20 protein-coding genes are annotated in these 22,157 nt (G+C 61.3%); 11 read left to right on the top strand and 9 right to left on the bottom strand.

The features are described from left to right. Window positions 1-4: 4 nt before the first annotated feature. The 3 genes from nirB to AB1E34_RS12820 are packed head-to-tail and all read left to right on the top strand — an operon-like array spanning window position 5 to window position 5,414. On the top strand, window positions 5-2,440 hold the full coding sequence (nirB, locus tag AB1E34_RS12830; protein ID WP_372572735.1) for a nitrite reductase large subunit NirB: 2,436 nt from the start codon (window positions 5-7) through the stop codon (window positions 2,438-2,440). Next, the gene (gene nirD, locus AB1E34_RS12825; protein WP_372572734.1) at window positions 2,437-2,769 is read left to right on the top strand and encodes a nitrite reductase small subunit NirD; all 333 of its coding nucleotides are present in this window, start codon (window positions 2,437-2,439) and stop codon (window positions 2,767-2,769) included. The genes nirB and nirD overlap by 4 nt, the downstream gene beginning before the upstream one ends. Then, a complete protein-coding gene (locus tag AB1E34_RS12820) occupies window positions 2,769-5,414 on the top strand; it encodes a molybdopterin-dependent oxidoreductase (protein ID WP_372572733.1) in 2,646 nt (881 codons plus the stop codon). The genes nirD and AB1E34_RS12820 overlap by 1 nt, the downstream gene beginning before the upstream one ends. A 120-nt stretch (window positions 5,415-5,534) precedes the next feature. On the opposite strand, the gene AB1E34_RS12815 is transcribed toward AB1E34_RS12820, so the two are convergent. Both AB1E34_RS12815 and AB1E34_RS12810 read right to left on the bottom strand, forming a co-directional pair. Further along, entirely contained in the window at window positions 5,535-6,782 is a 1,248-nt protein-coding gene (locus AB1E34_RS12815) for an adenylate/guanylate cyclase domain-containing protein (RefSeq protein ID WP_372572732.1), read from the bottom strand. A gap of 66 nt (window positions 6,783-6,848) precedes the next feature. Continuing rightward, window positions 6,849-7,289, bottom strand: a complete 441-nt coding sequence (locus AB1E34_RS12810; protein ID WP_372572731.1) for a MarR family winged helix-turn-helix transcriptional regulator — start codon at window positions 7,287-7,289, stop codon at window positions 6,849-6,851. 71 nt (window positions 7,290-7,360) lie between these two features. Between AB1E34_RS12810 and hmgA the strand changes: the two genes are divergently transcribed. From hmgA to maiA, 6 genes are all read left to right on the top strand, one after another. After that, window positions 7,361-8,722, top strand: a complete 1,362-nt coding sequence (gene hmgA / locus AB1E34_RS12805) for a homogentisate 1,2-dioxygenase (RefSeq protein WP_372572730.1) — start codon at window positions 7,361-7,363, stop codon at window positions 8,720-8,722. A gap of 78 nt (window positions 8,723-8,800) precedes the next feature. Further along, on the top strand, window positions 8,801-10,063 hold the full coding sequence (gene fahA, locus AB1E34_RS12800; protein ID WP_372572729.1) for a fumarylacetoacetase: 1,263 nt from the start codon (window positions 8,801-8,803) through the stop codon (window positions 10,061-10,063). Window positions 10,064-10,067: 4 nt separating this feature from the next. Beyond that, window positions 10,068-11,018, top strand: coding sequence for an MBL fold metallo-hydrolase (locus tag AB1E34_RS12795; RefSeq protein ID WP_372572728.1), 951 nt, complete (start codon window positions 10,068-10,070; stop codon window positions 11,016-11,018). A gap of 110 nt (window positions 11,019-11,128) precedes the next feature. Beyond that, window positions 11,129-12,739 carry an FAD-dependent oxidoreductase gene (locus AB1E34_RS12790; RefSeq protein ID WP_372572727.1) on the top strand — a complete coding sequence of 537 codons (1,611 nt, stop codon included), beginning with the start codon at window positions 11,129-11,131 and terminating at the stop codon, window positions 12,737-12,739. Window positions 12,740-12,743: 4 nt separating this feature from the next. Further along, on the top strand, window positions 12,744-12,941 hold the full coding sequence (locus tag AB1E34_RS12785) for a DUF2783 domain-containing protein (RefSeq protein ID WP_372572726.1): 198 nt from the start codon (window positions 12,744-12,746) through the stop codon (window positions 12,939-12,941). After that, window positions 12,938-13,576, top strand: coding sequence for a maleylacetoacetate isomerase (gene maiA / locus AB1E34_RS12780; protein WP_372572725.1), 639 nt, complete (start codon window positions 12,938-12,940; stop codon window positions 13,574-13,576). Before AB1E34_RS12785 ends, maiA begins: the two co-directional genes overlap by 4 nt. A 57-nt stretch (window positions 13,577-13,633) precedes the next feature. On the opposite strand, the gene AB1E34_RS12775 is transcribed toward maiA, so the two are convergent. The 6 genes from AB1E34_RS12775 to pheS form a co-directional block, all read right to left on the bottom strand. Continuing rightward, window positions 13,634-13,960, bottom strand: coding sequence for a DUF1330 domain-containing protein (locus tag AB1E34_RS12775; protein WP_372572724.1), 327 nt, complete (start codon window positions 13,958-13,960; stop codon window positions 13,634-13,636). A 254-nt stretch (window positions 13,961-14,214) separates the two neighbouring features. After that, the gene (gene pheT / locus AB1E34_RS12770; protein ID WP_372572723.1) at window positions 14,215-16,611 is read right to left on the bottom strand and encodes a phenylalanine--tRNA ligase subunit beta; all 2,397 of its coding nucleotides are present in this window, start codon (window positions 16,609-16,611) and stop codon (window positions 14,215-14,217) included. Window positions 16,612-16,692: 81 nt separating this feature from the next. Beyond that, window positions 16,693-17,103 (bottom strand): cupin domain-containing protein, encoded by a 411-nt coding sequence (locus AB1E34_RS12765; protein ID WP_372572722.1) that lies wholly within the window; start codon window positions 17,101-17,103, stop codon window positions 16,693-16,695. 58 nt (window positions 17,104-17,161) lie between these two features. After that, on the bottom strand, window positions 17,162-17,953 hold the full coding sequence (locus AB1E34_RS12760) for a CE1 family esterase (protein WP_372572721.1): 792 nt from the start codon (window positions 17,951-17,953) through the stop codon (window positions 17,162-17,164). A gap of 329 nt (window positions 17,954-18,282) precedes the next feature. After that, window positions 18,283-18,804 carry a hypothetical protein gene (locus AB1E34_RS12755; RefSeq protein ID WP_372572720.1) on the bottom strand — a complete coding sequence of 174 codons (522 nt, stop codon included), beginning with the start codon at window positions 18,802-18,804 and terminating at the stop codon, window positions 18,283-18,285. Continuing rightward, window positions 18,804-19,877, bottom strand: a complete 1,074-nt coding sequence (pheS, locus tag AB1E34_RS12750) for a phenylalanine--tRNA ligase subunit alpha (protein WP_372572719.1) — start codon at window positions 19,875-19,877, stop codon at window positions 18,804-18,806. The genes AB1E34_RS12755 and pheS overlap by 1 nt, the downstream gene beginning before the upstream one ends. Window positions 19,878-19,996: 119 nt before the next feature. Here pheS and AB1E34_RS12745 point away from each other — a divergent pair, with 119 nt between their 5' ends. After that, complete coding sequence (locus tag AB1E34_RS12745) at window positions 19,997-21,178, top strand: YbfB/YjiJ family MFS transporter (RefSeq protein ID WP_372572718.1); 1,182 nt, start codon at window positions 19,997-19,999, stop codon at window positions 21,176-21,178. Window positions 21,179-21,185: 7 nt separating this feature from the next. Here AB1E34_RS12745 and AB1E34_RS12740 read toward each other — a convergent pair whose 3' ends face one another. Further along, entirely contained in the window at window positions 21,186-21,563 is a 378-nt protein-coding gene (locus tag AB1E34_RS12740; RefSeq protein ID WP_372572717.1) for a VOC family protein, read from the bottom strand. Between the two features lie 39 nt (window positions 21,564-21,602). Between AB1E34_RS12740 and AB1E34_RS12735 the strand changes: the two genes are divergently transcribed. Beyond that, a complete protein-coding gene (locus tag AB1E34_RS12735; RefSeq protein ID WP_372572716.1) occupies window positions 21,603-22,148 on the top strand; it encodes a winged helix-turn-helix transcriptional regulator in 546 nt (181 codons plus the stop codon). Window positions 22,149-22,157 lie beyond the last annotated feature (9 nt).

The following is a 22,157-nucleotide window of genomic DNA, read 5'->3' as shown; positions in this document are numbered from 1 at the left end:
CTCAATGAAACAGAAACTGGTAGTGATAGGCGCTGGCATGGCCTCGGGCCGGGTGCTGGAACACCTGACCGAGACGGCGCCCGAAAACTTCGACATCACGCTGCTCAACGCCGAGCCGCGCGGGAACTATAATCGCATCATGCTCAGCCCGGTTTTGTCCGGCGAGAAGACCTATGAAGAGATTGTCACCCATGACGATGACTGGTACGCCACGCGCGGCATCACCTGTCGCTTTGGTGAGAGGGTCGCCCGGATCGACCGCGAAATGAAAGTCGTCGAGGGCGAAAACGGCCATCTGCCCTATGACAAGCTGTTGATTGCGACCGGGTCAGAGCCGTTCATCATCCCTCTGCCCGGCCATGATCTGGACGGCGTGATCGCCTATCGCGATCTCGAAGACACACAGCAGATGATGGGCATGGGACCTGACAACAAGGTCGTCGTGATCGGCGGCGGTTTGCTGGGGCTCGAAGCTGCCGCGGGCATGGCCGCGCATGGTGTTGATGTGACCGTGGTCCATATCATGGGCCATCTGATGGAACGTCAATTGGACGAGGCGGCCGGGTATCTGCTGAAGAAGTCGCTGGAAGACAAGGGCATCAAGATCCGGCTGCAGGCGAATTCGAAAGAGATCCTCGGTCAGGACGGCAAGGTGCGCGCCTTGCTGCTGGACGATGGCACCGAACTGCCCTGCGATCTGCTGGTCATGGCGGTTGGTATCCGGCCCAGCACGGCGCTGGCGCAAAAGGCTGGCCTGGCCACCGGGCGCGGCATTCACGTGGATGACCAGATGCTGACCTCGGACCCGGACGTCTACGCCGTGGGCGAATGTGTCGAACATGACGGGGCCGTTTTTGGCCTGGTCGCGCCGCTTTATGATCAGGCCAAAGTGGCGGCACAGGCCATGCTGGGCGGCGAGGCGGCCTTTGTTCAAAAAACCCTGTCGACCAAGCTGAAGGTCACCGGATGTGATCTGTTCAGCGCAGGTGATTTTGCTGACCGTCCGGGGCGCGAGGATATCGTGTTCCGCGACCCCGCACGCGGGGTCTACAAGCGCCTCGTGATCGAAAACGACCGCCTGATCGGGGCAGTGATGTATGGCGACACTGCCGATGGCAGCTGGTTCTTCGGCCTGATCAAGGACGGCACCGATATCGACGAGATGCGCGAGACGCTGATCTTTGGTCCGGCCTATCAGGGGGGCGACACTGCGGACCCTCTCTCAGCCGTTGCAGCATTGCCGCCTGAGGCGGAGATTTGCGGCTGCAACGGCGTATGCAAAGGCGACATTGTCGAGGCGATCAATGCCGGTGCCAATGATCTGGGTGCGGTTCGCACTTCGACCAAGGCCAGCGCATCTTGCGGGACCTGTACCGGGTTGGTCGAACAATTGCTGCAAGTCACTCTGGGCGATGGGTTCGAGATGCCTGCGGCCCAGCCGATCTGCGGCTGCACCGATCTGCCCCACGAGAACGTGCGCCGCCTGATCAAAGGGCAGGGGCTGAAAAGCCAGGCAGCCGTCTGGCAGGAACTGGGCTGGACGACCCCCAATGGCTGCCATGTCTGCCGCCCGGCGATCAATTACTACCTGCTGGCGGACTGGCCGCTGGACTACAGGGATGACCCGCAAAGCCGGTTCGTGAACGAACGCAAGCACGCCAACATCCAGAAGGACGGCACCTTCAGCGTTGTGCCGCGCATGTGGGGCGGGATCACCAACCCTGCCGAGTTGCGCGCCATCGCGGATGCCGCCGACAAATACGATGTGCCCACCGTCAAGGTCACCGGCGGCCAACGCATCGACCTTCTGGGCGTCAAGGGAGAGGATCTGCCCGCAATCTGGTCGGATCTGAACAAGGCGGGGCTGGTCTCGGGCCATGCCTATTCCAAGGGGCTGCGCACGGTTAAAACCTGCGTGGGCACCGATCATTGCCGGTTTGGCACCCAAGACAGCACCGGGCTGGGGATCAAGCTTGAGAAAATCCTCTGGGGCTCGTGGACGCCGCACAAGCTGAAGCTTGCGGTCTCGGGCTGCCCGCGGAACTGCGCCGAGGCGACCTGCAAGGATATCGGTGTTGTCTGCGTCGACTCGGGGTTTCAGATCAGCATCGGCGGCGCGGCGGGCATGGATGTGCGGGAAACCGAGTTGCTCTGTCAGGTCCCCTCCGAGGCGGAAGCCATCGAGGTGGTCATGGCCGTGACGCAGGCCTATCGCGAAGGCGGCAAGTATCTGGACCGCTTGTACAAATGGCTGGGCAAGGTCGGCATGGATTGGGTCAAGGCCAATGTCGTTGACGATCTCGACAACCGCGCCGCACTGGTTGAGCGATTTGAACTGTCGCAAAGCATCTACCGCAAGGACCCCTGGGCCGAGCATGTGCGGGACAAGGCGCAGACATATGCGCCGATTGCAGATTTCACACTGGAGGCCGCAGAATGAGCTGGATCGACATCGGATCAGTGGACGAGGTTCCCTTGCGCGGTGCCCGGCTGGTGAAGACCCATGTGGGTTGCCTGGCCGTCTTTCGCACCGCAGAGGCCGAGATTTTTGTCGCCTCCAACAGTTGCCCGCACAAGGGCGGACCCCTGTCGGAAGGCATCGTGCACGGGCAGTCGGTGACCTGCCCCCTGCACAATTGGGTGTTCGACCTGAATACGGGTGAGGCCCAAGGCGCGGATGAGGGGCGGATCACGACTTATCCGGTCCGTGTGGAAACAGGGCGCATCCTGCTGGATGCAGACGCAGTCACCCGGCGGAGCGCCGCCTGATGGACGGAACGGGTCTGCCCGAAATCCGCTCGACCTGCGCGTATTGCGGGGTCGGTTGCGGCGTGCTGCTGCGCCCGGACGGCGCTGGCGGGCTGGCGGTGCGCGGCGATCCGGACCACCCGGCAAACCGGGGTCGGCTCTGCTCGAAAGGCTCGGCGCTGGCGGAAACCGTGGGTCTGGAACAACGCTTGCTGGCCCCGCGCGCGTTTGGGCAAGACACAGGCTGGGACGATGCCTTGCAACTGGTTGCGGACCGGTTTTCCTCGGCCATAGCCGAGCACGGGCCGGACAGCGTTGCCTTTTATGTCTCAGGTCAGTTGCTGACCGAAGATTACTATGTGGCCAACAAGCTGATGAAAGGCTTCATCGGCTCAGCTAACATCGACACCAATTCGCGCCTCTGCATGGCATCGACCGTGGCCGGGCACAAACGGGCCTTTGGCACGGATACCGTCCCCGGCAGTTACGAGGATCTGGATCAAGCCGATCTCGTTGTCCTCGTCGGTTCAAACCTTGCCTGGTGCCATCCCGTTCTCTACCAGCGTGTTCTAGCTGCGCGGCAGGCACGCGGGACCAAGATCGTGGTGATCGACCCGCGCCGCACGGCAAGCTGCGATCAGGCCGATCTGCATCTGGCCCTTGCCCCGGGCAGTGATGTGGCACTGTTCAACAGGCTGCTGACGAGGATTCACGAGGGCGGTCATGTCGATCCTGACTTTCTGACCCACACAATGGGCGTCGAGGAGGCGCTGCAGGCGGCACGTCAGGATGACCCGGCCGTGACCGGTCTGAGCCGCGACACCCTTGATGAGTTCTGCGATCTTTGGATCAAGACGGAGCGCGTGGTCACGATCTTCAGCCAGGGCGTGAACCAATCCTCCAGCGGGACCGACAAGGTCAACGCGATCCTCAATTGCCACCTGGCGACCGGCCGGATCGGCCGTGCCGGGATGGGGCCGTTTTCCGTGACCGGACAACCCAACGCAATGGGCGGACGCGAGGTCGGCGGGTTGGCGAATACGCTGGCCTGCCATCTGGATATCGAGAATCCCGACCATCGCAGCGCTGTGCAACAGTTCTGGAAGGCTCCGGCGATGCCCGAGCGACAGGGGCTAAAGGCAGTGGACCTGTTTCGCGCGGTCGAGACCGGGCAGATCAAGGCGCTGTGGGTCATTCATACCAATCCCGCCGTCACGATGCCTGATGCCGACAAGGTGCGCAGCGCCATTGCCTCCTGCCCGTTCACCGTGGTCAGTGACTTGACCGACCGGACGGACACGGCGCGGGTGGCAGACGTGCTGCTGCCTGCGGCGGGCTGGGCCGAAAAAAGCGGGACCGTCACAAATTCCGACCGCACAATCAGCCGCCAGCGCGCGGTCTTGCCCGCGCCGGGACAGGCACGCCCCGATTGGGACATTCTGGCCGAAGTCGGACGCCGCATGGGGTGGGAAGCGGCATTCAGCTACCCCTCGCCCGCAGCGATCTTTCGGGAATATGCCGCGCTGTCCTCGGTCGCGAGCAGCTTCGGCAAAGACTTTGATATTTCAGGCTTTGCCGATCTCGATGACGTGGAATATGCCGAGCTTGAGCCGACGCAATGGCCGGTAACGGCACGACAGGCTGGTGGGCGGTTCTTTCATGACGGACGGTTCTACCATCCCGATGGCAAGGCCCGGTTCGTGCAGGTCAACCACCGGCCACCTGTGGCAAAGACCGATGACCGATATCCCTTCATCCTGAATACCGGTCGCATTCGCGATCAATGGCACAGCATGACCCGCACCGGTTTGTCGCCCCGCTTGTCAGCACATCTTGCCGAACCGTTTGCAGAGATACACCCCAACGATGCCGGGCGTCTGGGCTTATCCCCCGCCGATCTTGTCGAGCTGGAAAGTCCTGTGGGCCGCGGCATATTCCGGTTGCGCCTCACGGATGCCGTCGCCCCGGGCCAGGTCTTTGCTCCAATCCACTGGACGGGGGAAACCGCGCCCTCCGCACGGGTTGATGCACTGGTTCCGAGTGTGACCGATCCGGTCTCCGGTCAACCCGAAAGCAAGGCGTCTGTGGTCTCCGTGCAGCGCATGAACGCTGCATGGTACGGCTTTGCCGTCTCCGCCGCACCGGTTGCGCCCCCGGTTGCCTATTGGGCGACTGCCAGAACGGAAAAGGGGTACCGGACAGAGCTTGCCGGATATCACTGCATCGAGGATTGGGAGGGTACGGCCCGCGATTGGTTCGGTTTGTCGCATGCGACGGCCATATCGACCGCCGATCCGGCGCGCGGTTCGTTTCGCATTGCCCTGTCCGAAGGCGATCGCCTCGCGGCGGCATTGTTCATCTTCCCGAAGCCCATGGCGTTGATGCGGGACTATCTTTCGACATTGCCGGACATTGCGCTGGAACAAATACTGTCGGGACGCGCCCCTGTGCTGTCAGAAGATGCAGGTCCGGTCATCTGCACCTGTTTCGGAGTCGGGATCAAAACGATCATTCGCACGATACAATCAGAACAATTGGTCAGCACCGACGAACTTGGAAAGCTGCTTCAAGCCGGTACAAACTGTGGGTCCTGTCGCCCTGAACTCAGCGAGTTGGTCAAGCAGCATGCCGTAAGAGCAAAAAACGACGTGCAACACCAGTTATAGAATTTCGACGTCTAGTTGCGCGCTATCGCACCGCTTTGGCGGATCAGTTAATCTGCATAAAACAAATTGACTGGAACGACACCGTTGCCGGAGTCCCGGCCGGAAAGAAGGTTTGCTCGTTCAGCCGTCGCCGTCATAGATAGTGAACAGCTCCTGCGGCTCGGAGACCCCGCGCAGCATATAGCGACCCAGACTGATCAGATCATGCTCAGTCTGCCCCGCAGCGCGCCGCACTACATCGGACACGATCACGTCCTGCCCCACAGCACGATGCATGCCAGACAGCCGCGCGGTAAGGTTGACGGCCGGTCCGATCACGGTGAAATCCAGACGGTTCTCGGCCCCGATATTGCCGTAGAGAATTTTGCCCGAATGCAGGGCGCGGGTGGTACCGGTTGTGGTCAGACCCTGCGCGGTGCGGCTCGCGTCCAACAGGGCCAGTTCCCGGCGCAGCGCGACCACCGCGTCAAGACCAGCGCGTGCCGATGCCGCCGCCGTGTCCAGATTGAACATCGCCATCATGCCATCGCCCATGAACTTCAGGATCGAGCCTTTCGCGTCGTGAACGCAGCGCACCGCCACGCCGAAATAGGCGTTCAGCAATGCAATCAGATCACCGCCCGGCACCTGCTCGGACAGTTTGGTGAACTCCTGCAAGTCGAAGTAGAGCAGGACCGCATTGATCTCCTGCAAGGACCCGCGCTGAATCTCGCCCGACAACACACGTCGACCTGCGTCTCGCCCCAGATAGACCTGCATCAGATTCTCGGCGATCCGCCGGTTCGCGGCGGATTTCAGCGCCAACGCCAATGCGGGCAGCCCCGCGCGGATCAGGTCGATATCGGCATCCGAAAACCCGCCGGGTGCGTCGCTCGTCCATGAGATCAACAGGCCCTCGGGCGCGTTGTCCGGATCGACGGGCTGGCCCGGAGCATGTTCTGCCAAATGAACGGCCACGGCAAAATAGTCGGTCGCCCCCAACGCCCGCAACTCCTCCAGTATCGGGAACCGCGCCGGAGTATCGTCCTGCGGGACCGGTTCGTGTATCTCTCCTTCACCCGAGGACAAGAGATGGTAGAGCGGGCTGTTCAACCAGTCGGCGCCCGGTGATGGATTGTGTTCATAGGTCTGGCGCGTCATTCCCTCGCCAGACAGCCAGTCAAAGCCGATGCCGCCATATTTTGGGTGAAACGCGCTTTGCGCCACGTGCAGCCGCAAAAGCGGGACACCCAATTCGAGCAGCAGGCGACAATACCCTTCCAGCAGTTGTTGCTGCTTTTCTCCGACCTGCCCGCGCTGCAACAGCCATGAGGTCAAAGTGGCCTGGCGATGATCCGCGCTCTGTTCGGTGGGGGATGTCAGGGGCAATAGAGGTCTCCGGTACGGCGGTGCATGCAGTATGTCACATGAGCACGCAGGGCGCATATTGCCATGTCAATCATCAAGCCCTGCGAGACGCCGCAACATCATTCGCAGCAACACGCCCTCGCCGCGCGAAAACCGCCGGTCGAGCCGGGCGTCATAATCCTCGGCGATCCTGCGCAATTCCTGATAGACCCCCTGCCCGGCTGGCGTCAGCGCCAAAAGCTCGGCGCGTCGATCATTTTCGCTGCGGGTGCGCGTAATATAGCGCCGCTGCGCCAGTCGTGACACAGCGCGGCTGATTTTGGTCTTATGCGTCATGGCGCGCGCTCCGATCTCTTTGGCGGTCATGTCGCCATACATGCCGAGATGAAACAGCACCCGCCATTCGGTGCGCAGCAAGCCATAACGGTCCTTGTAGATGCGCTGAAACTCCAAAGAGCTCTGCTCGGCCGCCTGATTGAGCAGATAGGGCAGGAAATTCTGCAGATCAAACTCATCATTTTTTGCCATTTTCGCGCCTCCTCGCCTTGTTAGTTACAAAAACAACTAATATTCCACAAGCAGCAACCGGAGGAGAGGTCATGAATCGTCCAAGCGCGCCGCATCAGTTCACCCAGGCTGACAGCCCGACAGGCACCACCGAGGGGTATATGCCTGGCTTCGGCAATGACTTTGAAACCGAAGCGCTGCCCGGCGCGCTGCCACAGGGCATGAACAGCCCGCAAAAATGTAACTATGGTCTGTATGGCGAACAGCTCAGCGGCACGGCCTTCACCGCGCCCAGCCATCAGAATGAACGCACATGGTGCTATCGCATTCGCCCGTCGGTGAAACATTCGCACCGCTACGAAAAGATTGAGCTGCCCTATTGGAAATCGGCGCCCCATGTTCTGGATCACGTGATTTCGCTGGGCCAGTATCGCTGGGATCCGGCGCCTCATACCGATGAGGGTCTGACCTGGCTGACCGGTATGCGCACGATGACCACCGCCGGTGACGTGAACACGCAGGTGGGCATGGCCTGCCATATTTACCTCGTCACCGAGTCGATGGTGGACAGCTATTTCTTTTCCGCCGACAGCGAAGTGCTGATCGTCCCGCAGGAAGGCCGTTTGCGGTTCTGCACCGAGCTTGGGATCATCGATCTGGAACCCAAGGAGATCGCGATCATCCCGCGCGGTCTGCTTTATCGTGTCGAGGTACTGGAAGGCCCCGCGCGCGGCTTTGTCTGCGAGAATTACGGCCAGAAATTCGAACTGCCGGGCCGCGGCCCGATTGGGGCCAATTGCATGGCCAACCGGCGAGACTTCAAGACCCCGATTGCCGCTTTTGAGGATCGCGAGGTGCCGTCAACGGTCACGATCAAATGGTGCGGCCAGTTCCACGAGACCAAGATCGGACACAGCCCGCTGGATGTGGTCGCCTGGCATGGCAATTACGCGCCGGTAAAATACGACCTGCGCAACTACTGCCCCATCGGTGCAATCCTGTTCGACCACCCCGACCCGTCGATCTTCACGGTGCTAACCGCGCCTTCGGGCGTGCCGGGCACGGCCAATATCGATTTCGTGCTGTTCCGCGAACGCTGGATGGTGATGGAAGACACGTTCCGCCCGCCCTGGTATCACAAGAACATCATGTCGGAACTGATGGGCAACATCTATGGCCAGTATGACGCCAAGCCGCAGGGCTTCGTCCCAGGCGGCACCAGCCTGCACAACATGATGCTGCCGCACGGGCCGGACCGCGAAGCCTTTGACAAGGCCTCGAACGCCAATTTGGGGCCTGATAAGCTCGACAACACCATGTCCTTCATGTTCGAGACCCGCTTCCCGCAGCACCTGACCGCATTTGCCGCCAACGAGGCGCCGTTGCAGGATGATTACATTGACTGCTGGGCCGATATCGAAAAGAAATTCGACGGAACGCCCGGCAAGAAATAGGCGCAGGAAAATTCGAATTTTCTTGCCAAGATTTTCCGAAAAATCTTGGGTGGCGCAAACGTAACGCTTGGAGACAGAATGCCCCTGATGACATCCTGGGTCGCTTCGGCCAACACCGCAGGCAACCCCTTTCCGCTCAACAACCTGCCCTATGGGGTGTTTTCCATTGGGGTTGAAACGCCCCGCTGTGGCGTTGCTATCGGCGATATGATCCTCGACGTGACAGCCGCCGAGGAAAGCGGCCTGATCGCGCTGGCTGATTATCCGCTCTTCGACATGCCCTTCTGGAACCCGCTCATGGAAGAAGGCCCCGCCGTCTGGGCTGCACTGCGCGCGCGGCTGACGGCTCTGCTGGCAGAGGGCGCGGCAGAGCGTGACACGGTTGAGCCTTTTCTGGCCCCGATGGCGGCGGCGCAGTTGCACATGCCCCTTGCCGTCAGCGAATACACCGATTTCTACGCAGGCCGTCATCACGCCACCAATGTCGGCACTATGTTTCGCGGCGCGGAAAACGCCTTGCCACCAAACTGGCTTCATATCCCGATCGGCTACAATGGCCGGGCATCGTCAGTCGTGGTATCCGGCACGGATATCCGCCGCCCCTGGGGGCAGCTCAAAGGGCCCAACGACGACAAGCCCCGATTTGCACCCTGCGCCCGTTTCGACATCGAACTGGAGATGGGGGCCATTGTCGGCACGCCCTCGGACGGGCCGATCACCGTGCAGGAGGCCGATGACCACATCTTCGGCTACGTCCTGCTGAACGACTGGTCAGCCCGCGACATTCAGGCTTGGGAATACCAGCCGCTGGGGCCATTTCAGGCCAAGGCGACGGCCACTTCGATCTCACCCTGGATCGTAACCAAAGCCGCGCTGGAACCGTTTCGCCACGACACCCCCGCGCGCGAGGTCGAATTGCTGGATCACCTGAAAGATTGCGGCCCCATGCTCTATGATATCGAGCTTGAGGTGACCATGGCCCCCGAGGGTCAGCCCGCCAGCACCATCGCCCGCACCAACTATTCTGAGATGTACTATTCCGCCGCCCAGCAACTGGCCCATCACACCAGTTCAGGCTGCCCTATGCACGCCGGTGATCTGCTGGGCTCCGGCACCATCTCCGGCCCGACCAAGCCCGAGCGCGGATCGCTGCTGGAATTAAGCTGGGGCGGCAAGGAGCCTATGACGCTGGAGAGTGGCGAGATCCGCAGCTTTATCGAAGACGGCGACACGCTGACGCTCAAGGGCTCGGCGCAGGGCGATGGATATGTGATCGGATTCGGCGATTGTGTCGGAACTGTCCTGCCAGCACTCGAAAACCCCTACCAAAGGGAAGGATAAGACCATGGCCAAGGCATTCGCGTCCCAGGGGGACATGACCGAGAAAGAGATTTCCTTCACCGAAGTGGGCGAGGGCCTCTATGCCTTTACCGCAGAGGGCGATCCGAATTCCGGTGTCATCATCGGGGATGATGCCGTGATGATCGTCGAGGCACAGGCAACCCCGCGTCTGGCGCAGAAGGTGATCGACTGCGTACGCGGCGTTACCGACAAGCCGATCACCCATGTTGCGCTGACCCACTACCACGCCGTGCGCGTGCTGGGGGCCAGCGCCTTCGGGGCGCAACAGATCCTGATGTCGGACATGGCCCGCGCCATGGTCGTGGAACGCGGGCAAGAGGATTGGGACAGCGAATTCCAACGCTTCCCGCGCCTCTTCGAAGGGCATGAGAGCATCCCCGGCCTGACCTGGCCCACCACCACCTTCAGCGACACGATGACCGTCTATCTGGGCAATCGCCGGATCGACCTGATGCATCTGGGCCGCGCCCATACGGCGGGCGATATCGTTATCCACGTGCCCGATCAGAACGTGATGTTCACCGGCGATATCGTCGAGTATCATTCGGCCTGTTATTGCGGCGACGGGCATTTCAGCGATTGGGGCGATACGCTCGATGCCATCAAATGGTTCGATGTGGACGCCATCGCGCCTGGGCGCGGGGATGCGTTGATTGGAAAAGACATGGTGAACGCCGCCATCGAGAACACCCGCGATTTCGTCTCAAGCACCTACCGCCCTGCCGCGCGGGTCGCCGCGCGAAACGGCACGCTGAAAGAGGCCTGGGACGCGGTGCGTGCCGAGTGCGACCCGAAATTCAAAGACTACGCGATCTACGAGCATTGCCTGCCCTTCAACGTGGCGCGCGCCTATGACGAGGCGCGTGGCGTCGACACGCCGCGCATCTGGACCGCCCAACGCGATCTGGACATGTGGGAGGCACTGCAGGGCTGAGACCTCTCAGCATCACGGACAAAATCGCAAAAGACCTTGATCCAGATCGTTTTGGTGAACGGGAATCGGTGCCAAGCTTCTGAGAAACCGCTTCAATGGGGAGGAGACCCATGAACAAGATCTTTGAAAAGCCGCTTTATGCCTATGAGCACAGCCCCGATCAGGGAACGCCTGCTCCGGTCCGGCATCAGGTGGTGGTGATCGGCGCGGGTCCTGTTGGCCTTGCCGCCGCGATCGATCTGGCGCAGCAAGGGGTTGAGGTTGTCGTGCTGGACGACAATGACAAGGTCAGCTTTGGCTCGCGCGCCATCTGCTTTTCCAAACGCACGCTTGAGATCGCCGATAGGCTCGGCTGCGGCAGGCCGATGGTGGACAAGGGTGTGCTGTGGAACCGGGGCAAGGTCTTTTTCGATGATCGAAAGGTCTATGAATTCAACTTGCAGCCCGAAGAGGGCCATGAATACCCCGCGTTCATCAACCTGCAGCAATATTATGTCGAGGAATATCTGGTCGAACGCATTCGCGCGCTGCAGGGCGAAGGCGCCAAGATCGAGATCCGGGGCCGCAACAAGGTCTCGGCCATCGGCACCCATCCCGAACATGTGACGCTTGAGGTCGACACACCCGAAGGCTCCTACAATATCGAGGCCGATTGGCTGATCGCTTGCGACGGGGCGGCCTCCTCAACCCGTGCCATGCTGGGCATAGATTTCGTGGGCCGTGTGTTCGAGGATAACTTCCTGATCGCCGATGTGGTGATGGATGCGGATTTCCCGACCGAGCGCTGGTTCTGGTTCGATCCCCCCTTCAACAAGGGGCAATCGGCACTACTGCACCAGCAGCCTGACAATGTCTGGCGCATCGATCTGCAACTGGGCTGGGACATCGACAAGGAACGCGAGAAACGGCCCGAAAACGTCATCCCGCGGCTCAAGGCAATGCTGGGCGAGGATGTTAAATTCGAGCTGGAATGGGTCAGCATCTATACGTTCCAGTGCCGCCGGATGGAGCAGTTCCGCCATGGCCGGGTGATCTTTGCCGGGGACAGCGCGCATCAGGTATCGCCCTTTGGCGCGCGCGGCGCGAATTCGGGCATTCAGGACACCGACAACCTGGGCTGGAAGCTGAAGCTGGTGATCGAAGGCACAGCACCCGAGAGCCTGCTGAACAGCTATGACAGCGAGAGGATGCAGGGCGCGGATGAGAACATCGTGAACTCTACCCGCTCGACCGATTTCATCACCCCGAAATCCGAGACCTCGCGGCTGTTCCGCGACGCGGTTCTGGATTTGAGCGAGCATTACGATTTCGCGCGACCGCTGGTGAATTCGGGCCGCCTGTCGACGCCGACGGTCTATGAGGGCTCGCCGCTGAATTCGGCAGATGCGCTGGATGGCCCGGCGCGGTCTCGTCCCGGGGCCCCCTGCCCCGATGCCCCGCTGGGCGACGCGTTTTTGCTGTCGAAACTGGGCGACGGGTTCACCCTGCTGACCATCGACGCCGATGCGCCGGATGTGATCGAGGAAGACGGGATCACGGTGAACCGGCTGGCGCTGTCCTTCAAGGATGATCCCAGCATGCAGCTGAAAGCGCGCTATCTGGGCAGCAATGACAGCGCAGTCTATCTGATCCGGCCGGATCAATATGTTGCGGCGCGCCGCCCCAGCTATGACGATAGCCTGATCCGCAGCGCGATCCGCCGCGCCGCTGGCAAGGAGTAAGCCCATGTCCGATCTGATCCTGACACCGAATTTCGACACGGCTGATGATTTCTATGCCGATCTGCTGGAGACCCATGAAGGTCTGGACAAACCCGCAAGCGATGCCCTGAACGCCCGTCTGGTGCTGGTTCTGGCCAATCACATCGGCGATCAACAAGTGTTGCAACAGGCATTGCAGGCCGCGGCACTCAAAAGCGCATGAGCGAGACGGTTCTTTACGATTACTGGCGCTCATCAGCCAGCTACCGGGTGCGTATCGCTCTGAACCTGGCCGGAATCGCTTATCGTGCGGTTCCCGTCAATCTGGTTGAGGGCGAGCAACGCAGCGCCGCGCATCTGGCCCGCAATCCACAAGGATTCGTGCCGGTGCTTGAGATCGACGATCTGCATTTGACGCAATCTCTAGCCATTCTCGACTATCTGGACTCGACCCGGACTTTGCATCTGCTGCCCGAAAGCCCCGCCGAGCGGGCCAAGGTGCAGGCACTGGCCCATGCCATCGCGGTTGACCTCCACCCGGTCTGCAATCTGTCAGTGGCAAAAAAGGCCACGGCGCTTTCCGGTGGGGCCGACGGGATGCCCGGCATCTGGATGCGCGATTTCATCCGTCCCGGTCTGCTGGCCTTCGAGGCGCTGCTGAGCGAATTTGAGCAGACGCCCTACTGCTGCGGCACCACCCCCGGTCTGGCCGATATCTGCCTGATGCCACAGCTTTACAATGCGCGCCGGTGGGAGGTCGACATCTCGGACATGCCGCGCCTGCTGGGCGTTGAGGTCGCCTGTACCGCACACCCGGCTTTTGCGGCGGCACATCCCGAAGCGGTGCGCCCCGCATAACCGTGTTCGTTCCTCCGCGCCATAACTTCCTCTGGTTCGACTGGGCTCGCGAGGGGATCAGCCTTTCTTCAGATAAGGGATCGCGCCTGCAATGTCGGTGTCGTCAATTACGCGAAAGCTTGAGATGCTCCCGGCCTGGCGCGCCTGCGCGTAAGGCGCGTATTCGGGACCTGTGGCAAACCCGTCCAAAGCGGCGCGTGTGGGAAATTCCAGCAGTGCAATCAGTGTACTGTCGCGCTCTTCGCCTTCCAGCGTGTCGATATTGCCGCTGCGCGCCAGATACTTACCGCCGTGTTTTTCAACCAGCTTGTGGACATTGGCGGCATAGTCCGGGACCCAGCTATCGTCGGTTATCTTGATCTCTGCAATCAGATAAACGCTCATTGCTATTCTCCTGTTCCTTGGTGCCGCAGAACTTGCGCCACATGGTGGAAGCAGCCTGCCACGGAAACCGGAAACGCTTCCAGTCACGAAACCGGAAATATACTAAGGTATTAGACGAGGGCAGACACATAAAGCCGATAGCACATCGGGCTCCGGCGCGTGGTGTCCTGCTGATCTGAGACAATCAGCAGGATCTATCATGAGCCAGTTTGGTATTGCAGCGCTAAGAGTGGGCCATGGCGTGGCAGGCGATGTTAGCCGCGCAGCACGCCGCCGGTGGCCTTGGCCACCTTCTCAACGATCTTGGCGCTGACGGCTTCGATGTCGGCTTCCTTCAACGTCTTTTCGCTCGGTTGCAGGCGCACGGTGATGGCGAGGGATTTCTTGCCATCTCCCAAGCTGCCACCGATGAATTCGTCGAACACCCGCACACCATCGATCAGTGCCTTGTCGGCCCCTGCGGCGGCGTTGACCAGGGTCAAAGCCTCGACATCGGCATCCACCACAAAGGCGAAGTCGCGTTCGACCGCTTGCAGATCGCGCAGTTCCAGCGCCGAGCGGGTTGCCCCCGATTTGCGCGGCATCGGCACCTCGTCCGGCCAAATGGTGAAGGCCATCGCCGGGCCTTTGACGTCCATCGCCTGCAAGACGCGCGGGTGCAGCTCGCCAAAGACGCCCAGCACCTTCTTGGGACCCAGACAGATCTTGCCGTGGCGACCGGGATGCCACCAGGTATCGGCGCCGCGCAGAATCTGCACCTTGGCCGGAGCACCGATGGCGGCCAGAACAGCCTCGGCATCGGCCTTGATATCGAACACATCAACACCGCGCGAGGCGCCCTGCACATCCTTGGGACCGGTGCGGCCGACCAACAGGCCAGAGATCAGCGTCTGTTGCTCGCCCGGCTCGCCATCGTGGAAGGTCGGTCCAACCTCGAACAGCGCCAGATCGCTGAACCCGCGCGCCTGATTGCGGGCGGCGGCCTGCAACAGCCCCGGCAGCAGCGCCGGGCGCATATGGCTCATCTCGGACGAGATTGGGTTTTCCAGCATGGTTTTCTCATCACCACCGCCAAACAGCGCGGCCGAGGCCTGATCGATGAAGGTGTAGGTCACACATTCATTGTAGCCCAGCGACGCGCAGGTGCGCCGCGCCATCGCTTCGCGGCGCTGTTTCGGGGTCATGACCGGTTTCGGCAGCCCCTCGATCACGCGCGGCAGGGGCTTGCCCTGCAATTTGGTCAGCGAGGCGATACGGGCCACTTCCTCGACCAGATCTGCTTCGCCCATCACATCTGGGCGCCAGCTGGGCACATGCGCCATGTCACCCTCCAGCCGGAAGCCCAACCGGGTCAACGTCTGGCGCTGCTCGGCCTCGGGGATTTCCATACCCACCAGCGACTGCACCCGGTCGGTATCCAGCTTATAGGCGCGGGTATGGTCGGGCACCTCGCCCGCGATCACCACGTTTGAGGCCTCGCCGCCACAGATATCAAGGATCATCTGGGTGGCATGCTCCAGCCCGGGCAGTGTGTATTCCGGATCGACGCCCCGCTCGAAACGATAGCGCGCATCGGAGTTGATCCGCAGCTTGCGCCCGGCCAGTGCGATTTGCACATGGTTCCAATAGGCGCTTTCGAGGAAGACATTGACTGTCTCTTCGGTACAGCCGGTTCCCTCACCGCCCATGATCCCGGCGATGCTTTCAGGGCCATTATCGTCCGAGATCACCATCATGCCCGACTCGAACGCGTAATCCTTCTCATCCAACGCTTTCAGCGTCTCGCCGCCCTCGGCTCGGTGAATGCGCAGGTTGCCCGACACCTTGTCGGCATCGAAAACATGCAGCGGGCGATTGTGGTCGAAGGTCATGTAGTTGGTGATATCCACCAGTGCCGAAATCGGACGCAACCCGATGGCCGTCAACTGATCCTGCAGCCATTGCGGGCTGGGGCCGTTTTTCACGCCTCGGATCAGACGACCGGTAAACAGCGGGCAGCCATCCAGCGTATCTTCGTCAATGCTGACCTTGATCGGGCATTCAAAATCACCCGGTACCGCCACGTCTTCACGCAGTTTCAGTGTGCCAAGCCCACGCGCGGCCAGATCGCGGGCAATGCCCACCACGCCCAGCGCGTCCTGCCGGTTGGGGGTGATGGCGATCTCGATCACCGGATCGACCTTGGCGGGGTCGTTTTCGGCCAGCCAGTCCACGAAACTGTCGCCCACCGCGCCCGAGGGCAGCTCGATGATGCCGTCATGCTCGTCGCTCAGCTCCAACTCGCGTTCCGAGGCCATCATGCCGAAGCTCTCGACACCGCGAATCTTGCCAACGCTGATAGTCAGGTCGAGGCCGGGAATATACATGCCCGGTTTGCAGACCACGACTGTGATGCCTTCGCGGGCGTTGGGGGCACCGCAAATGATCTGCAACTCGCCCTCGTCAGTGTCGACCTTGCAGACCCGCAGCTTGTCGGCATCGGGATGTTTCTCGGCATGGGTCACGTAACCCAGCTTGAAGTCCTTGAGCCGGTCGGCGGGGTTGAACACGTCCTCAACCTCCAGCCCGAGATCGGTCAGAGCCTCGGTGATCTCATCGACCGAGGCGTCGGTCTCCAGATGGTCCTTGAGCCAGGAAAGCGTGAATTTCATTGGTCGTGATCCGCCGGTTGCTTGGTCGTGTCGCAGCGCCGTGTAACGGATATTTCACGCGTGTGGAAGGGGCGCGCGGGGCTAGTCTTCGATGACGGTGTTCTGCGTGCCCTTGGCCCCGGCAAAGACCGACAGAATACGTGCGATCCCGTCCCCGGTATTGGTGCCCACATGGTCGCTGCCCAACGCTTCGACCAGCGCGTCGCCCTTGCGATAGGTGCGGGTGCCGTCCGCGCCGTAATCGACGGTGATCTCGCCTTCGAGGATATAGCCTATGAGCGGCGCTTCGTGTTTGTGTTTGGGCGTCGCTTGACCCGGCTGCATGGTGACGATGGCCACGGTGATCTCGGCCTGCCCTGGTGGATAGACGATAGGTTGTCCGATCACGGTGGTGTCGGTCTGCAGCAGCAGATCGAGCGGCGGATAGGTGTCCTTGGCACCGACCTGCGTGGCGGTCAGCACCAGAGTGCTTGCGAGAAGGAAATGTTTCATCTGCCCCGATCCTGTTGCGCTAGGGCCAGTTGGCCCCCGCGCAGAGCCAATGTCAAATTCAGGGATAGGTCGGTTCGCGCCCGGCCAACTCGTCCAATTGCCAGCCGATCCAGCCATGCGGGATGAAATGCCCGCCCGGATGCAGGTCCAATGTCACCTGACCAGCATCACAGTTGCTCCAGACCGTGCGAGAATGGGTAAGGAAGGGCACGACGCTCCAATCGCCTTGCGGGGTGGCCTCATGACAACCCAGCTTCGCCCGCCAGAGCGCCACCGGATAGGTCGTATCCCCGCCCGGTCCCATGGGGAAATCCATCACCCGGTCCTTCAACCCATGCACATGGCGCACCTCGCGTGGGGCCTGGGCGCAGTCCTCGGTCTGGCGGATGGAGCCGGCGACGGCCAGCAAGGCAGCCACGCCATCGCCGGATTCGCAGGCATAGCGCCACGCCATGGCCGAGCCGTAGGAGTAGCCCGAAACATAGATGCGGTCGGAGTCGATGGGATAGTGTTTGGCCACATCCGCAAGCACGTCATTGGCAAAACCCACATCGTCTGTGTCCGACGTCCAGAAATCCCAGCTCTTGCGGCGGCCATTGGGGGCCACCAGCAGCACGCCCCGTGTTTGGGTCGCGCCTGCGATGCGCTCGTGATTGACCACCACATCGCCCTGCCGCGCCCAGCCATGGAAATGCAGAAGAACCGGCAGAGGCGTTTGCCCGTCCCAATCCTCCGGCGCCAGCACGTGGTAGGAACGGTCGCCCAGCGGGCAGGCAATATCGCCCTGACAGCCATTGGCGGCGGCATGGGTAGCGGTGAGCAGCAGAAGGCAGAGGAAAAACCGGATCATGAGGCGGAGCCTATCCGCACCGCGCTCAATGTCACGTCACAACCCCGTGGGAACAGCGCTGAGCCGCTCCATCGCCAGACCGCGGGATGGCGATCCAACATCTAAACGGGGCACTTTATCCCAGCCAAACCCAATGACATGCGAAGGGAGCACTGGTGGCAGCCAAATCGCCAGCCCGTCCGGGCGGTCTGGCGATGGCGCGGCGGCCTCCGGCCTTGATTCTGCGCCTTTTAGGGTGGAGTCAAACGCCTACGCTAACCGAAGCCTAGTGCCCGTTGTTCGCAATCCATGAATCCTAAGAGCCAGCCTATCCGCCGGCCAAACTAGCCCTAAGTCTGCTCTACCACCGGCGTCAAAATGAAAAAGGCATCCACAGCGGCTTCAATCTCGCCGCCGCCCGTCTCTTCGAGGTCACGACGGATTGAAATCGTTGCTTTTCTTCTAAGAGCTCGAACCCGATTAGTTGCCTCGATACTCTCGGGCTTAGACCACCAATTTTTCGAATATTTATCCTTTAGTTGGTCAACTGTACGCATGTATGCGAACAGTTCTTGAGAGTATTTTTGGCATGCTTCGATAACATCTTTTGGAGCGTACAATGTCAGGTTTGAAGAGACCGCCACCACTCGCAAGTAGTGCTCAAATTCTTCTTTGTCACTCGGACTTGGTTGGCGTACGACAACTCGGGCCAACAGACTGTTGGCTTCTTCCAAAAAACGGCGGTAGCCCTCTCGCCTCTCGTGCAAAAGTTGCTGTTTTCTATCTGCCGACTTTTGCCAAGGGTAGGCGCCAAACGCGATAGCTAAAGCCGTCATTGACGCAAGGCACGCAGCAGCAAATGTCCACCACATTAGCGCGACAAACCACCATGCAGGTTCGGCATATCCAGCGCCGCAAACCCGTAGTGGCGCAGCCAGCGCAGGTCGGAATCGAAGAAGGCCCGCAGGTCGGGAATACCATATTTCAGCATCGCCAGACGGTCGATGCCGATGCCGAAGGCAAAGCCCTGATAGACCTCCGGATCGATGCCGCCGGCGGCGATCACCTTGGGATGGACCATACCCGATCCCAGAACCTCCAGCCAGTCGTCGCCCTCGCCGATCTTTAGCTGACCATTGTCCCATGAACAGCGGATATCGACCTCGGCCGATGGCTCGGTGAAGGGGAAATGCGAGGCGCGGAAGCGCAGTTCGACCCCGTCCACCTCGAAGAAGGCCTTCACGAACTCCTCCAGCACCCATTTAAGGTTCGCCATCGAGATGTCTTTGTCGATGGCCAGCCCCTCGACCTGATGGAACATCGGAGTGTGGGTCTGGTCATAGTCAGCGCGGTAGACACCGCCCGGACAAATGATGCGGATCGGTGCGCCCTGCAGCTCCATCGAGCGGATCTGCACCGGTGAGGTATGGGTGCGCAGCACATTCGGCGGGCGGTTATCTCCTTCGGCGCGGTGCATGTAGAACGTATCCATCTCGGCCCGCGCGGGGTGATGGCCGGGGATGTTCAGCGCGTCGAAATTGTGCCAGTCAGTCTCGATCCGCGGGCCTTCGGCGACCGAGAAGCCCAGCTCGGCAAAGATCGCGGTCAGTTCCTCGCTGGCCTGGCTGACCGGGTGGATCGAACCCTGACGGCGGTCGCGCGCGGGCAGAGTCACATCCAGCCATTCGGTGCGCAGGCGCTCATCGAGCGCGGCATCCCCCAGCGCGGTTTTCTTGGCGGTGAGCGCGGAGTTGATCTCATCCTTCAGCGCATTCAGCGCGGGGCCTGCGACCTGACGCTCCTCTGGGGTCATCTTGCCCAGCTCGCGCATTTTCAGCGCAACCTCGCCTTTCTTGCCCACGGCGGCGAGGCGGATCGCCTCCAGCGCGTCTTCGTCACCCGCATCCGCGATCTGACCCAGATATTTTGCCTTAAGATCGTCCATGACGGTCCCCTGAATTCTGCTTGCGCCCTGCTACCACACAGGTGCGCGAAAGCAAGAGGGCGGCATTGCGCTGCTGCCCCCTGCGTTGCAGGGTGGACCGACCGAACCGGGGACCCGATATGCGCGCCTTTCATCTGAGCAGACCCTGGCTTGTGCTGCTGGGACTGGCGCTGAGCGTCGCTATTTCAAATGGGTTCGGGCGGTTTTCCTACGGGCTGATCCTGCCCGCGATGCGCGAGAGCCTGCATTGGAGCTATACGCAGGCCGGGTGGCTGAACACAGCCAACGCGATCGGGTATCTGGCGGGCGCAGTAGCCACCATGGCGCTGATCCGACGGGTCACTCCGGGGCGGCTTTTTGTCATCGGAACGCTGGGCACAGCGATCAGCCTTGCCCTGACCGGGGTGGATGAGAGCCTGGCCGCGCAATCGCTCTGCCGCATGGGAGCGGGAGTGTTCGGGGCGCTGTCCTTCATCTGCGGCGGCACGCTGGCGGCGTCGATGTTCACCGACAGTCCGCGCCAAAACGCGCTTGCGATCGCGCTTTACTTTGGCGGTGGCGGTGGGCTGGGGCTGGCCTTGTGCGGCGCCGTCCTGCCGGTGATGCTGGATGTCATGGGACCGCAATCCTGGGATACGGCATGGTTTCTGGTGGGGTTTGCGGCACTGGCCTTCGTGCCGGTCACAATCTGGGCCGCAGCACATGTCAAACCGCCTATCGCCGAGGATGCACCACGCAGCAAGCCACCATTGCGCCGAATGCTGAGGCAGATGATCAGCTATGGGTTCTTCGGGCTGGGCTATATCGTCTACCCGACCTTCCTGTCGGCCTGGATGGTGTCGCATCAGATCAGCACCGGTCTGATCGCCGCAACCTGGGTGGCGTTGGGGGTGAGCGTGATGGCCTCGCCCTTCCTGTGGCGCGGGTTGCTGGCGCGCTTTGCCTCGGGCCTGCCGATGGCGGTGATCCTTGTGGCGGTGGCGGCGGGATCGGCCCTGCCGGTGCTGCTGCCCAATACCGTGGGCCTGCTGCTATCCGCGCTGGTTTTCGGGCTGTCCTTCTTCATGCCGCCCAGCGCGATCACCAGCTTTGTGCGGCAGAACTTGCCGCAACCGGATTGGGGTGCGGCGATCAGTGTTTGCACCGTGGTCTTTGCGGTATCGCAGATTCTGGGGCCAATCGGTGCAGGCTGGATCGGGGATCATACCGGACAGATCGGGGACGGGTTGCTGGTGGCCTCGGCCATGCTCCTGGCCGGGGCGGCCTGTGCGGTGGTGCAGCGCCCGCTGGGGACAGGTTAACAGGCTTTCAGCTGCCGCCCGTCAGATCCTGCGCCAGCATCAGCGCGTTGCCGTCCGGGTCATAGAATGTCGCGGTGCTGACCATGCCCTCAATCACCTCGGTTTCGCCATCGAATCTGACGCCCGCCGCCTCCAGATCCAGGCGCGCCGCATCGATATCAGCGATGCCAAAAACCGGAACCGAGTTGCCGGGTGCCGGTTCTGCCTGTTCACCCAGCCCGAGCGTCACGCCTGCGGTCTTGGTGGCAAGCTCGCTCCAGCCCGCGTCGTCGGCATGATACAAGAGGTCAAATCCAAGCATCTTGCCATACCATTCGGCGCTGGCATGACGGTCCCGGACGGACATGGCGAGGGTTATCGTGTTTTCAAGCGATGCAACGGCCATGATCTTTCCTATGTCCATAAAATATAGTAGCTATACTTTATGGACATCGAGCTGCTTGTCAAGATAGCCTCCCGCGCCTGGTCGCTGAGCATACTTGCGCTCTTGCATGAGGGCGTACCGGGGCGGCAGGCTCCGTTGCTGGCAGAGACCGGCGCAGGGCGCACCGCCTTTGCCCAGAGCCTTGCACATCTGAAAGCGCTCGGCCTGCTTGAGCGCAATCCGGGCCACGGGCATCCGCTGAGACCAGAATTTCGTTTGACGCAGAAAGGCACTGCAATCGCCGCGATTGCCGCGCGGATCAGGGCGATTGTTCCCGGCCAGCAAGAAAGCGCAGTGTTGCGTCGCGCCTGGTCAGTTCCGGTCCTGGCGGTGGGTCACCACCCCCGGTATTTCAGCGAAATGAAAGGCGCGCTGATGCCGATTACAGATCGCGCCCTGTCCCAGTCGCTGCGACAGCTGCGCGCGCATCAGTGGATAGAACGAGAGATCGACACCAGCCAGCATCCCCCGCGCCCACTCTATCAAACAGTGAATGCCGGGGCCGCGATCAGTCAGGCCATCGGTCTCGCCTCTGCCGCGCCCTAGCCGACTGCA

Origin of the sequence: Ruegeria jejuensis (assembly GCF_041537905.1) — a bacterium.
Classification (GTDB): Bacteria; Pseudomonadota; Alphaproteobacteria; order Rhodobacterales; family Rhodobacteraceae; genus Ruegeria_C.
The sequence above is the reverse complement of the archived record's forward strand: the minus strand, read 5'-3'. Positions and strand labels throughout refer to the sequence as shown.

What these genes read in the sequence shown, in the direction of transcription:
- pheS (WP_372572719.1), bottom strand. Translation starts at nt 19,877, where the DNA reads ATGGACGATCTTAAGGCAAAATATCTGGGTCAGATCGCGGATGCGGGT.
- AB1E34_RS12765 (WP_372572722.1), bottom strand. Translation starts at nt 17,103, where the DNA reads ATGAAACATTTCCTTCTCGCAAGCACTCTGGTGCTGACCGCCACGCAG.
- AB1E34_RS12810 (WP_372572731.1), bottom strand. Translation starts at nt 7,289, where the DNA reads ATGGCAAAAAATGATGAGTTTGATCTGCAGAATTTCCTGCCCTATCTG.
- AB1E34_RS12775 (WP_372572724.1), bottom strand. Translation starts at nt 13,960, where the DNA reads ATGAGCGTTTATCTGATTGCAGAGATCAAGATAACCGACGATAGCTGG.
- AB1E34_RS12740 (WP_372572717.1), bottom strand. Translation starts at nt 21,563, where the DNA reads ATGGCCGTTGCATCGCTTGAAAACACGATAACCCTCGCCATGTCCGTC.
- AB1E34_RS12795 (WP_372572728.1), top strand. Translation starts at nt 10,068, where the DNA reads ATGGCCAAGGCATTCGCGTCCCAGGGGGACATGACCGAGAAAGAGATT.
- hmgA (WP_372572730.1), top strand. Translation starts at nt 7,361, where the DNA reads ATGAATCGTCCAAGCGCGCCGCATCAGTTCACCCAGGCTGACAGCCCG.
- AB1E34_RS12820 (WP_372572733.1), top strand. Translation starts at nt 2,769, where the DNA reads ATGGACGGAACGGGTCTGCCCGAAATCCGCTCGACCTGCGCGTATTGC.
- nirD (WP_372572734.1), top strand. Translation starts at nt 2,437, where the DNA reads ATGAGCTGGATCGACATCGGATCAGTGGACGAGGTTCCCTTGCGCGGT.
- AB1E34_RS12760 (WP_372572721.1), bottom strand. Translation starts at nt 17,953, where the DNA reads ATGATCCGGTTTTTCCTCTGCCTTCTGCTGCTCACCGCTACCCATGCC.
- maiA (WP_372572725.1), top strand. Translation starts at nt 12,938, where the DNA reads ATGAGCGAGACGGTTCTTTACGATTACTGGCGCTCATCAGCCAGCTAC.
- fahA (WP_372572729.1), top strand. Translation starts at nt 8,801, where the DNA reads ATGCCCCTGATGACATCCTGGGTCGCTTCGGCCAACACCGCAGGCAAC.
- AB1E34_RS12785 (WP_372572726.1), top strand. Translation starts at nt 12,744, where the DNA reads ATGTCCGATCTGATCCTGACACCGAATTTCGACACGGCTGATGATTTC.
- AB1E34_RS12745 (WP_372572718.1), top strand. Translation starts at nt 19,997, where the DNA reads ATGCGCGCCTTTCATCTGAGCAGACCCTGGCTTGTGCTGCTGGGACTG.
- AB1E34_RS12790 (WP_372572727.1), top strand. Translation starts at nt 11,129, where the DNA reads ATGAACAAGATCTTTGAAAAGCCGCTTTATGCCTATGAGCACAGCCCC.
- pheT (WP_372572723.1), bottom strand. Translation starts at nt 16,611, where the DNA reads ATGAAATTCACGCTTTCCTGGCTCAAGGACCATCTGGAGACCGACGCC.
- nirB (WP_372572735.1), top strand. Translation starts at nt 5, where the DNA reads ATGAAACAGAAACTGGTAGTGATAGGCGCTGGCATGGCCTCGGGCCGG.
- AB1E34_RS12755 (WP_372572720.1), bottom strand. Translation starts at nt 18,804, where the DNA reads ATGTGGTGGACATTTGCTGCTGCGTGCCTTGCGTCAATGACGGCTTTA.
- AB1E34_RS12735 (WP_372572716.1), top strand. Translation starts at nt 21,603, where the DNA reads ATGGACATCGAGCTGCTTGTCAAGATAGCCTCCCGCGCCTGGTCGCTG.